Origin of the sequence: Exiguobacterium sp. B2(2022), assembly GCF_028823655.1 — a bacterium.
Taxonomy (GTDB): Bacteria; Bacillota; Bacilli; order Exiguobacteriales; family Exiguobacteriaceae; genus Exiguobacterium; species Exiguobacterium aestuarii_A.
This window is the reverse complement of the sequence record NZ_JAPEHX010000001.1, coordinates 92,197-104,269: the sequence shown is the minus strand read 5'-3', so window position 1 is coordinate 104,269 and position 12,073 is coordinate 92,197. Positions and strand designations below refer to the sequence as shown.

At 46.9% G+C, this 12,073-nt stretch carries 11 protein-coding genes and 1 pseudogene; 1 reads left to right on the top strand and 11 read right to left on the bottom strand.

The genetic code is table 11. The annotated features are described in order from the left end of the window. Positions 1–10 precede the first annotated feature (10 nt). The 7 genes from ON063_RS00540 to ON063_RS00510 form a co-directional block, all read right to left on the bottom strand. Positions 11–1,279: a Glu/Leu/Phe/Val family dehydrogenase gene (locus tag ON063_RS00540; protein ID WP_015881453.1), complete on the bottom strand. Its 1,269-nt coding sequence runs from the start codon at positions 1,277–1,279 to the stop codon at positions 11–13. 146 nt (positions 1,280–1,425) lie between these two features. Further along, positions 1,426–2,352 (bottom strand): D-alanine--D-alanine ligase, encoded by a 927-nt coding sequence (locus tag ON063_RS00535; RefSeq protein ID WP_214783688.1) that lies wholly within the window; start codon positions 2,350–2,352, stop codon positions 1,426–1,428. A gap of 96 nt (positions 2,353–2,448) precedes the next feature. Further along, positions 2,449–3,027 carry an adaptor protein MecA gene (locus ON063_RS00530; protein ID WP_274663882.1) on the bottom strand — a complete coding sequence of 193 codons (579 nt, stop codon included), beginning with the start codon at positions 3,025–3,027 and terminating at the stop codon, positions 2,449–2,451. A gap of 60 nt (positions 3,028–3,087) precedes the next feature. Further along, entirely contained in the window at positions 3,088–3,951 is an 864-nt protein-coding gene (locus ON063_RS00525) for a MerR family transcriptional regulator (protein WP_214745396.1), read from the bottom strand. 128 nt (positions 3,952–4,079) lie between these two features. Continuing rightward, on the bottom strand, positions 4,080–4,280 hold the full coding sequence (locus tag ON063_RS00520; protein WP_074034648.1) for a hypothetical protein: 201 nt from the start codon (positions 4,278–4,280) through the stop codon (positions 4,080–4,082). A gap of 41 nt (positions 4,281–4,321) precedes the next feature. Further along, positions 4,322–5,749, bottom strand: a complete 1,428-nt coding sequence (locus tag ON063_RS00515) for a RecQ family ATP-dependent DNA helicase (RefSeq protein WP_274663881.1) — start codon at positions 5,747–5,749, stop codon at positions 4,322–4,324. Continuing rightward, a complete protein-coding gene (locus ON063_RS00510; protein WP_274663880.1) occupies positions 5,733–6,755 on the bottom strand; it encodes a helix-turn-helix domain-containing protein in 1,023 nt (340 codons plus the stop codon). The genes ON063_RS00515 and ON063_RS00510 overlap by 17 nt, the downstream gene beginning before the upstream one ends. Positions 6,756–6,897: 142 nt before the next feature. Here ON063_RS00510 and ON063_RS00505 point away from each other — a divergent pair, with 142 nt between their 5' ends. Beyond that, the gene (locus tag ON063_RS00505; protein WP_074034651.1) at positions 6,898–7,146 is read left to right on the top strand and encodes a ferredoxin; all 249 of its coding nucleotides are present in this window, start codon (positions 6,898–6,900) and stop codon (positions 7,144–7,146) included. 160 nt (positions 7,147–7,306) lie between these two features. Here the strand turns inward: ON063_RS00505 and ON063_RS00500 are convergent. From ON063_RS00500 to ON063_RS00485, 4 genes and pseudogenes are all read right to left on the bottom strand, one after another. After that, positions 7,307–8,324, bottom strand: a pseudogene (locus ON063_RS00500) (ABC transporter permease). After that, complete coding sequence (locus ON063_RS00495; protein WP_274663879.1) at positions 8,321–9,385, bottom strand: ABC transporter permease; 1,065 nt, start codon at positions 9,383–9,385, stop codon at positions 8,321–8,323. Before ON063_RS00495 ends, ON063_RS00500 begins: the two are co-directional and overlap by 4 nt. After that, positions 9,382–10,908, bottom strand: a complete 1,527-nt coding sequence (locus ON063_RS00490; protein WP_214745406.1) for an ABC transporter ATP-binding protein — start codon at positions 10,906–10,908, stop codon at positions 9,382–9,384. Before ON063_RS00490 ends, ON063_RS00495 begins: the two co-directional genes overlap by 4 nt. A 63-nt stretch (positions 10,909–10,971) precedes the next feature. Beyond that, entirely contained in the window at positions 10,972–12,060 is a 1,089-nt protein-coding gene (locus tag ON063_RS00485; RefSeq protein ID WP_271305269.1) for a BMP family lipoprotein, read from the bottom strand. Positions 12,061–12,073: the final 13 nt, after the last annotated feature.

The window sequence follows — 12,073 nt, the reverse complement described above, 5'->3', positions numbered from 1 at the left end:
ACTTTTTTATTTAAACCCAACCGCGGAAACGTGACGCTTCCGCCATCTTACGTACGCCGACCATATAGGCAGCGAGACGCATATCGACTTTGCGGGCTGAAGATGTGTTGTAAACCGTGTTGAACGAATGAACGAGTACTTTTTCAAGTTTTTCCTCGACTTCTTCTTCCGTCCAGTAATAACCTTGGTTGTTTTGTACCCATTCGAAGTAAGAGACCGTGACCCCGCCGCTTGATGCCAATACGTCCGGAACGAGGAGAATCCCGCGCTCTGTCAAGATTTTCGTCGCTTCGTTCGTCGTCGGTCCGTTCGCCGCTTCCACTACGATGGAAGCTTTAATGGCATCGGCATTATCTTCCGTGATTTGATTCTCGATAGCAGCTGGCACGAGAATGTCACAGTCGAGTTCTAACATCTCTTTATTCGAGATTGTGTTTTTGAAGAGCGTCGAAATCGTACCGAATGAATCACGACGGTCTAACAGGTAAGGGATATCTAAGCCATTCTCGTCATGGATCGCGCCATACGCGTCACTGACCGCAATCACTTTTGCTCCTGCATCGTACATGAATTTCGAAAGGAAGCTACCCGCGTTCCCGAATCCTTGAACAACGACACGGGCACCTTTCAATTCGATGCCACGGCGGAGTGCCGCCTCTCGAATCATGATAGCTACACCTTTCGCAGTCGCAGTTTCACGACCGTGCGAACCTCCAAGTACAAGCGGTTTACCTGTAATAAAACCTGGTGAGTTGAATTCATCGATTCGGCTATACTCATCCATCATCCAGGCCATGATTTGTGAGTTCGTGAACACGTCCGGAGCAGGGATATCTTTTGTCGGTCCTACGATTTGGCTAATGGCACGCACATAACCACGGCTCAATCGTTCGATTTCACGGAAACTCATTTCACGTGGGTCACAGACGATTCCGCCTTTCCCCCCACCGTATGGCAAGTCGACAATCCCCGCCTTTAAACTCATCCATACAGATAATGCTTTGACTTCTACCTCAGTTACGCTCGGGTGGAACCGAATTCCCCCTTTTGTCGGTCCGACCGCATCGTTATGTTGAGCGCGATAACCCGTAAAAATTTTCGTCGAGCCATCATCCATGCGAACTGGGATCCGAACGGTCAGCATGCGAAGCGGTTCTTTTAACAACTCGTACATCTCATCTGGATAGCCGAGTTTATCTAAAGCTTCGTGAATCACCTCTTGTGTCGATTCCAAGATGTTTTTTCGTTTTTGATGACCTTTTTCTTGATCCGTAATCATGAAGGTTTCCTCCCCTAAATTGTCAATTCTCCCCCAAGAATTAACCTCGTATTCGTTTAAAAGTATAGCTGATACGCGCTCAATTTGAAAGGGTTTTACAAAAATAATGAAAGCGTTTTCTTGAAGTATGGAATGATCCAGATGTCTTACTTCGACTCACGTTCGAGTGCTAGCTCCATAAAGCGTTCTAAAAGCTCACCGTACGAGATCCCGACTGTTTTTGCACTGTCCGGGAAGAGGCTCAACGGCGTCATTCCAGGCAACGTGTTCGTTTCTAAAATATACGCTTCTCCCGTTTCCGATACAAGGAAATCAGAACGTGAATACCCTGAGCAACCGAGCGCACGGTGAGCCATGACTGCCGCTTGTTGCACTTCCGTCGTCAACTCATCCGAGATTTCGGCTGGACATACGTGAATCGAACCACCTTCTGTATACTTCGACTCATAGTCGTAAAACTCATTTTTTGGAATGATTTCAATGACAGGAAGTGCTTCCTCTTTCCCGAAGTTTCCGATGACCGGTACCGTCAATTCTTTTCCTTTAATGTACTGTTCAACAAGTACCGCTGAATCACATGCAAATGCTCGGTCAATTCCTGCACGTAACATCGACTCGTCCATCGCAATCGTCAAACCGTTCGAAGAACCTTCTTGTGCAGGCTTGACAACACATGGAAACTCATTTCCCCACTCAGCTACTTTTGCATCAATCGAATCCACAGATTCAATTAACACGTCGCGTGCCACACGGATGCCTGATGCTGCGAAGATGATTTTCGCTCGCGCCTTATCCATCGCAAGAGCAGATGCCAAGACACCTGACCCTGTGTACGGGATTCCCGCCATTTCTAGCAACGATTGGACGCGACCATCTTCACCATACTTCCCGTGTAATGCGCTGACGACGACATCGACATCTAACGTCAATAACTCGTTCGCGCGTTCTGGATGAAAATCGATTGCCGTGACCTCATGGCCACGCTCCGTCAATGCCTCAATCATTCCTTGTCCACTTGTGAGGGATACCTCACGTTCTCCTGACACTCCACCATACAATACAGCGACCTTCATTCCAATCTCTCCTTCAACTAACTACTGAAAATTCATGTCTAATCATAACACGGACATGTCAAAAACAATAGAAACAGAAAAGTAAAAAAGCCGTACTTATGCGAATGCATCGTACAGCTCTTTCACGGCCTGTTCAGTTTGAATCGTTTTTCCATATTCCATCATGACGTACGGACTGACCGTAGTCGTTTTACCATATTCGGACAAAATGGCAGCGAGACGTTCTTCCACTTTCTCAGGGAGCACTTCCACGAAGTGGAGATAGTACCGTCCCTCATAGTGATAAAGTGCTCCACCCTGCTCAGTTTCATGTATATGTGGAAACAATTGAATCGACGCGTTGATCACATCTTCGATATCATAAAACTGATAAATCAAATGATGAATGACATCAATTGTGAGTCGAATCTCAACTTGCTCGACATCAAGCTCTGCTATGGCCTCACCTTTTTGAACATCGATGACGAGACCATCACGAGGAAACATCGTCACATTCAAATCGACCGCTCCTTGTGGAGAGAATCCGTATTCACTCTCTGCTGTTTCAAGTAACTCTTTCCACAGCTGTTGACCGTTTTCCCCCACGATCGTATCGATAGCGATCCCACGTAACGAAAGCTCATTCGCAGTCACATATACACGAAGATGTTCTTTTGTTTGTTTTTCAAATCTCAATCGAAAACCTCCAGTGAATATTCAATCCTACTAATAAGCTACTCCCGTTTTAATCCCGTGTCAAATAGTTGATAACCATTTCGTCCACTCTTCTGGCGTATCACCAAGAAATGCATCATCGAACCGACTCCGTTCGAGGCTGACCGCGTATCCACCCGCCCCAATCTTTAATGTAGGGTGCTCTTCTTGAATATAGTGCATCGCCTCTAACAAGTTCGGGATATGGTCCGTTAACGTGCATGCGAAAATAAGGCAAGATGTGTCGATGTCGTGCAGCGCCTTGCTTAAATCTTCTTTCGGGAAGCCCGCTCCTAAAAAGATGACGTCGTACCCATGTTGGCGCAAATAAAGTGTGACAAACAACAATCCGATTTCATGCATCTCACCCGGTGCACAGACACAAGTGACTCGTGGAAGAAACGGGTTCATCGGCATTTGAAGTGACAACGTAGAGAGACGTGCCCGTAAAAACGCCGTGGCGAAGTGCTCATGGGCAATCGTAATCGTTCCTTGCTCCCACTTTGAACCGATATCCATCAGTAACGGTCCAATGATATCTTTTGTGACCTTTTCAAAACTGAACGTATTGAACGCACGATTGATTAAATCATGCGCGGTCCGCTCATCAAAAGAAAGCAATGCCTGAAGCAGAGCATCCTTTAACTCTTCATCGTAAAGCTTCGCAGACGTCGGTTCTGGTTCAGGAGCTTGGTGGAGTTGTTGGATTGCTTGTGAGACCGTCAACCCTTCTTTTTGCTTGTCTACCACCCATTTAATTTTCTCGACATCTTGATCTGAATACAGGCGGTGACCTGATTCGGTCCGGCTCGGTACGATAAATTGATATCGCCGTTCCCAAGCCCGAATGGTCGTTGGATTGACACCGGTCAACGTCGCCACGGTTTTAATGGAGTATTTCGGCATCTCCGCCCTCCTCTCCTATTCGTTCTATGATATAAGTATATCCTCAATTGAAAAGGTTTACCCCTTTTATTGTGCAATCGAGTATTTTCCAAAAATAAAAAAAGGCACGGACCATGTCCGCACCCTTCTTAAAAAATGGCATCTCGCCCGATATATATGAAAATGAGAATAATCGCTAACATGGCGAAGGTTAGAGTCATCGCCAACGGGCGCTTCATCAAGTTATCATTCAACTTCCTCTTCCGTTCATGCTCTTGCCTCTCCGATCGAGACGGCAGCGTGTCCGCCAACTGCTCGCGTAAAGAATCTGCCTGATTCCGATGTCGCAACGTATGCCCTCCTTTACCTTTTTTATCATTTTACTATGATATTATTCAAAGGAAAAGATTTGCGTCAACCGTATTTTCCATTCTGTCACATTTTTTCGAACGATTTGCGGTGTCTCAGGGAACTCAATTGTCCCACACACATCACAACATTCCTCTTGGTCGATTGTCGGCTCCGAAAAATAACGGAGTAAATAATCACGTCGGCACGTTCGGATAAGTGCATAATCCATCATCTGTCCGAGTTGACGATAGCGATCACGTTTTCTTTCTTTTACCCAATCGAGCGCATCTTGAAGCGAGCGTTCAGACAGCATCTGCTTTAAAAGAAGGAATTTCGGGTCTTCTTCGTTCATCCTCAATAAGCGGGGTAATTGCGAAAGTGTCGTGCCATTTTCACACTCAAAGTATGCTAGGCGAATCTCTTCGTCTTTTGGATATTGACCATCAATCAAAAATTGTTGAATGCGTTCATCTCCATCCGCATAGAGGAGGACAGCAAACGCCGGCTCTCCATCACGACCCGCTCGTCCAATCTCCTGCATATACGCTTCCACCGTTGCAGGGATTTGATAGTGAATGACAGAACGAACGTTGTCTTTGTTCACGCCCATCCCGAATGCACTCGTACACACCATGACCGACACTTCATTCCGTAAAAATTGAGATTGGACAAGTCGTCGGTCTTCCGTTGACATGCCGCCGTGATAAAATAACGCGTCGTCTAGTTCAAATGCCAACGCTTCCGCTTCTCGACGTGTCGCCGTATAGACGACTGCCGGTTTTGGAACGTCTCTCACCAATTCTTTTAGCCGTTCAAGTTTCTTCTCTTTTTCAAGTCGTTCGACCATCAAGCGAATTTCTGGTCGATTCGCGGAATGCACGAACTGCTCCGGTGAAAAGAGTGCCAACTTCTCAATGATATCTTGCTTCACGCTCTCAGGAGCCGTCGCTGTGACGGCCATGCATTGAGGACTCCCGATTTGTTTGCGTAGTTCGCCTAAGCGCGCATATTCTGGTCTAAACTCATGACCCCATTGTGAGATACAGTGCGCCTCGTCAATGACGAGCATTTGAATCTTCACATTTGAGAGTGCGCGTGTAACGTACGGAACGGCCAACTGTTCGGGGGAGAGATATAAAAATCGATAACGTTTCAAGTGATTGATGATTTCTTGTTTTTCTTCAGAAGACTCCATCGACGTCAAACGTGCGACACCACGTTCTCCCCGCTCTCGGATATGAAGCATTTGGTCTTCTATCAAAGAGAGGAGAGGTGAGACGATGACGGTCAATCCCCCATTTTTGATGTACGAAGGGAGTTGAAACGTCAACGATTTCCCTGCCCCTGTCGGCATGACGGCTAATACATCTTGCCCTTCTACAACGGAATGGATGATTTCATGCTGTCCAGGACGAAATGAATCATATCCGAACACGCGTTTCAATGTCGATTCATACAAATGTCTCACCTCGTTTCAACCTTGCGAACACAAGGCGTATTTGAAAGTAACTCACGTTGCCCATCTTTTCGAAGATAGGTTTCAAAGCCCAGCTCTCTGGGTCTCGCAGCTTCTCGATGGTGACGATATCGTCGCTCGGCACAAATTGATCGAGGGGAAAGGTGTCTAAATACATTGCCATCTCCACCACATGATCCTCGATCGTACTCGTTCGTAGTCGTCGGCGAGACTGAACTTGTTGAAACGAATAGCCTTTGAGAAAGAGATCATACGATTCACGTGCCGAAAAGGTCATTCGCTCAGTCGACAACCCATACGTGAAGCCCCGAAGCTTCGCCTCTTTCGGTAACACAGTTAACAGTTCATTCCATCCTGCTAAAAAATAGAGGCGAGCCGTCTCCGCGTCGACATCAAGAAGACTGGCGATTTGTTCATAGGTCAGACCGGTCTCAAAGGCTCCCGTGAATCGATAGACGACCGCTGTCGCATATGGATCTCCAATGGTGTCAAGCGCTGCCTCAATCTCATGATGGAATGTTTGCATAAGGATTTTCCAATCTCGATCAATCTGTAACAACTGTTTGACCCACTGTTCCGCGGGTCGATCGGCTTGAACGGGATAAAAGGCCCTCTCATGTTCCCTAGACATGAATGTCTGGACAAAGAGACTCAAACGTTTCCACGTCGTCGCATTATAATCACGGCGCTCTCCCCCTAAACGATTGAATAAATCTTTAACCGTTTCAGGTGAAGACAATAGGTTTCCCGCTTCTGTCAGTTTAAATTGTTTGCGGTCCAACCATCCCCGCTTTTCAAATCCTTTTAATAAAGACTCATATGAGTACGTCGTTTGAGGAAATTGACCAAAAACAGGCTCTAGCTCATAAAAGAACGCGTCTTGTAACGTCGTGGCCGAGCGCTTTCCGTTCAAGACATGGAACAGGCTACGTTCACTCCGTTCCCCGTTTAATCGCTTAATGGCCAGCAGTAAAACTCCATCTGCTAAATGAACCAAGTCGTCACATCCTTAAAAAAATCATTATCCTACCAAAAAGACACTCGTTTCCTCATTGAAATAATTGGGTATGTAGACTACAATTACTCGTAGACAGTAGATTGATTTCTAAGAGAAACGAACCGTTTGGAGGGTTATTATCATGGCAAAATTTACTATCGTCGATAAAGATACATGTATCGCATGCGGAGCTTGTGGCGCAGCAGCACCAGATATTTACGATTACGATGATGAAGGTCTCGCATTCAACTTGATGGATGACAACACAGGTACTGTGGAAATCCCTGACGAGTTGTACGAAGACATGATGGATGCATTCGAAGGGTGCCCGACCGATTCAATCAAAGTGGCAGACGAATCGTTCGATGGCGATGCATTGAAGTACGAATAAACTTGGAAAGACATATTGGTCAAATGACCGATATGTCTTTTTTTGATCCGCTTCTCCGTTCCATTCTAATCATGACAGCTCTAGCCAAGTATAACAAAAAAGGTTGTTCGGCTTAAGCACCAAACAACCTTTTCATAATGGACATATGTCCTATTCCGGATTAACGTTTTCCTTTAATATATGGAATACCGACCGACTTCGGTGCATCCGCACGACCGACGAGTCCAGCGAGCGCTAGAATCGTGAGGGCATAAGGTGCAATCAAAAGTAATAGTTGCGGCACGTTATTGATGACAGGCAAGTTGCTTCCGATAATCGATAGCGCTTGGGCGAACCCAAAGAATAATCCAGCGCCGAGCGCTCCGAGTGGATTCCACTTCCCGAAGATCATTGCGGCAATCGCCAAGAATCCTTGACCGACGATTGTCGTTCCACTGAAGTTCGTCGTAACCGTGACGGCGTATACCGCTCCGGCAAGACCACCAAACGCACCAGAAAGCATGACGCCCATGAAGCGCATTTTTGTGACGTTGATCCCCATCGTGTCAGCGGCCATCGGTGACGCCCATGAAGCGCATTTTTGTGACGTTGATCCCCATCGTGTCAGCGGCCATCGGGTGTTCCCCGACTGAGCGAAGACGTAGTCCGAACGGCGTCTTGAAGATAACGAACCAGACGACAAACGCTAAAGCGATGGCAACGAATGACGTGTATTGCACGTTAATGAAGAACATTTTTAATACAGGAATATCTGATAAAAATGGTACGTTCTCCTTCGCAATACGGTACTCAATAAAGTCAGTTTGACCTTTGTTGTAAAGCACACGCACAACGAAGATGGCGAGACCGATCGCAAGCATGTTGATCGCTACTCCAAGAACCGTTTGGTCTGCACGCCATAGGATGGCAGGGACAGCCAAGAAGAGCGAGAAGAGCGCACCGACTACCATCGCAACGAGCAAGGAGATCCATGGGCTAAATACACCGGCTCCTAAGTCTGTTAACGTGAGCGTCGTGATGATCCCTGTTGCAGCACCGATGATCATAATCCCTTCAAGGGCAATGTTGACGACACCAGAGCGCTCACTGAAAATCCCACCGAGTGCTGCGATAATGAGTGGAGTCGCATAGGCAAGTGCAACCGGTACGACGATATAGAGGACTTCTAAGAAGCTCATTTTTTCTCCACTCCTTTCTTACGATTTCCTTTAAGTTTCTCAACGACATAGTTGATGGCATAACCAGATGCCACAAAGATGACGATTGCTGCGATGATGACTTTAACAAGTTCAGACGGTACGTTCGCACCGAGCTGCATCGCCAATCCACCGATGTTCAATCCAGCAAATAGAATCGCTGCGAGAATGACACCGATCGCTGTGTTGGCACCAAGAAGGGCTACTGCGATCCCGTCAAAACCGACACCTGTGAACGATGCAGAGAGCGTCATACTACCGAACGTCCCGAGACCTTCCATCGCACCGGCGAGACCTGCGAACATCCCTGAGATGACAAACGAAAGGACGATGTTACGGTCAACGCTCATCCCTGCATATTGAGAGGCATGTTTGTTGAAACCGACCGCACGCAACTCATAACCGAGTGTCGTACGCTGAAGAATGTAGTAGTACACAATCGCCGCGAGTACTGCAACGAGGACACCCCAGTGAAGACGTGAGTACGTCGTCAACTCTTGCAACCAAGGTGACGCAAGCGATGCCGATTCATTGATTGAGTCAGTACGTTCGTTCGTTACGCCGATGACGCTACGCAAAATCGCATTCGTCGTGTAAAGCGCGATATAGTTCATCATGATGGATGTGATGACTTCGTGAACGTAAAACTTCGCTTTTAAGAATCCAGGAACGAACGCCCAGAGTGCTGCCGCGACCATCGCCGCGAGAAGTGCAAGCGGTAAATGGATGAACATCGGCAAATCGAAATTGATCCCTACATACACGGCTGCTACCCATCCGATCAATACTTGACCTTCTACCCCGATGTTGAATAGCCCGGTCCGGAATGCGAAGGCAACCGCGAGACCTGAGAAGATAAGTGGTGCTGCTGCTCGTAACGTTTCTCCGACGGCATATGGGCTTCCAAACATCCCTTCAAACAAGGAGATAAAGCCTTGAATCGGGTCGTATCCACCAATCAACATGACGATGGCTCCGACGAGAAGTCCTAAAATGATGGATAGGAATGGAATGAGAAGTTGATTTAAACTTAATTTTTTCATTCTTTGTCGTCCCCTCTCTGACCGCCGGCCATCAAGAAGCCAAGCTCTTGTTCCGTCGTCTCTTTCGGATCACGAATTCCTACGATTTTTCCTTCATAAAGAACGGCGATCCGGTCGGATACGTGCAAAATCTCATCAAGCTCGAACGAAATAAGCAAGACGGCACGGCCTTTTTCACGTTCTTTGACGAGTTGTTCGTGAATGAATTCAATCGCACCGACATCAAGACCACGCGTCGGCTGTGCTGCGATGAGTAAATCAGGTGAACGATCGACCTCACGGGCAATGATTGCTTTCTGTTGGTTACCACCAGAAAGGGCACGCGCAGGAACGTCGATGGATGGAGTTCGGACGTCAAACTTCTCAATCAACGCCTTCGCTTTCTCTGCCACTGCTTTATAATTCATGAGTCCTCGTTTCGAGAACGGTTCTTTGTAGTACGTTTGAAGAACCATGTTGTCACGAATCGAGTAGTCAAGGACGAGACCATGTTTATGACGGTCCTGTGGAATGTGTCCGATGCCAGCTTCCGTCATTTTACGCGGTGTATGACCCGTCACGTCTTTTCCGTTGAGCAAAACTTTACCCGACTCCGGTTTTTTGAGCCCAGAGATCGCTTCAATCAGTTCTGTCTGACCGTTGCCGTCGATTCCGGCAATCCCGAGTACTTCTCCAGCACGAATCTGAAGGTCTAATCCTTCGACGACTTTCAAACCACGACTGTCTTTAACGACAAGTCCTTGAACGTCGAGAACGACTTGTTGCGGGTCGGCTTTCGAATACTCTGCATCAAAATTGACTTCTCGTCCGACCATCATTTCAGCAAGACTATCTTCGTTAACTGTCTCATCCACTTCAACGGTACCGATATAACGTCCGCGGCGAATGACCGTGCAACGGTCTGCGACTTGCATAATTTCCTTCAGCTTGTGCGTGATCAAGATGATCGACTTACCTTCAGCAATCAGACGTTTCATAATTTGGATAAGTTCTTGAATCTCTTGTGGTGTCAACACTGCCGTCGGTTCATCGAAGATCAAAATATCCGCCCCACGATAGAGCGTCTTCAAGATTTCTACACGCTGTTGCATGCCGACTGAAATATCTTCAATCTTCGCGTCTGGATCAATCTTAAGTCCATACTGTTCTGAAATATCCATTACCTTTTTACGGGCTGTCGCACGGTCAATCGTCACACCACTCTTTGGCTCAAGTCCAAGGATGATGTTCTCTGTGACCGTGAACTTTTCAACTAGCATAAAGTGCTGGTGGACCATCCCGATCCCAAGTTCGTTGGCGATGTTCGGGTTTTCAATATCTACTTTCTTTCCGTGCACACGAATCTCCCCGCCTTCAGGCTGATAGAGACCGAATAACACGTTCATGAGCGTCGACTTCCCCGCTCCGTTCTCTCCGAGAAGTGCATGGATTTCTCCTTTGCGCAATTGGAGTGTGATATTGTCGTTCGCAACGAACGTACCGAACTCTTTGCGAATATTTAGCATTTCAATTACATATTCCAAGGAAGTTCACCCCTAACTTTAAGTAAAGGGAGACCACATGGGTCCCCCCTTCACTCAAATGAATTATTTTACGTTTTTCATGAACTCTTCGAACTCAGCGTCAGTTGCTGGTGCAGTGAGTTCTCCGTCAACCAATTGTGTACGGTATTCTTCAACTTTATCGAGAATCTCTTGTGAAACGTGTTTGTCAGAAGTTTCAGCGATGCCGACGCCGTCATCTTTCAAACCGAACTCGATGATTTCGCCGCCTGGGAATTCTCCGTCCATCGTCTGTTTCGATACATCATAAGTAGCTGTATCTACACGTTTGACCATTGAAGTCAACGTAACGTCTTCTGGAAGACCTTCTTCGTACTGGTCACGGTCAACACCGATTACCCAAACTTCTTCGCCGTTCTTCTTACGGTTTTTCGCTTCTGTGAATACCCCTACACCTGTACCACCAGCTGCGTGATAGATGATGTCCGATCCAGAACCGTACATACCTGAAGCGATTGCTGTTCCTTTTTCAGCCGAGTTGAAGTCTTCTGCATACTTCACGTCGATTGTTGCTTCTGGGTTAACAGCCATGACACCCGCTTTAAATCCATTTTCAAACTTCTTGATCAAGTCTGACTCTACTCCACCGATGAAACCAACTTTATCAGTTGTCGTTGTGAGACCGGCAATGACACCAACGAGGAATGAACCTTCTTGCTCTTTGAACGTGATTGAAGCAACGTTCGGAGCGTCAACAACCATATCAACGATTGCGAAGTTGTTGTCCGGGAACTGCTCAGCAACTTTTTGTACGTCTTCAGCCATCAAGAAGCCGATACCGTAGATCAAGTTGAAGTTGTCACGAGCCAATTGTTGCAAGTTTGGCTGGTAGTCCGCTTGTTTAGCTGATTGAAGGTATTTGTATCCTTCGTTTTCAGTCAAGTTGTTGTCTGCACCGAATTTCGTGAGACCTTCCCAAGCAGATTGGTTGAATGATTTGTCATCAACACCGCCAGTATCTGTAACCATTGCTACTTTGAAGTCGCCGCCCTCGCCGCCTTCGCCGTTTGAAGATGAGCCGCCTTCGTTGTCATCTCCACCGCATGCTGCGAGTACTGTAGAGAGTGTGAGTCCTGCTGCTAAAGCTGAGAGAATCGTTTTCTTTTTGTTCATCATCGTCGTGTTT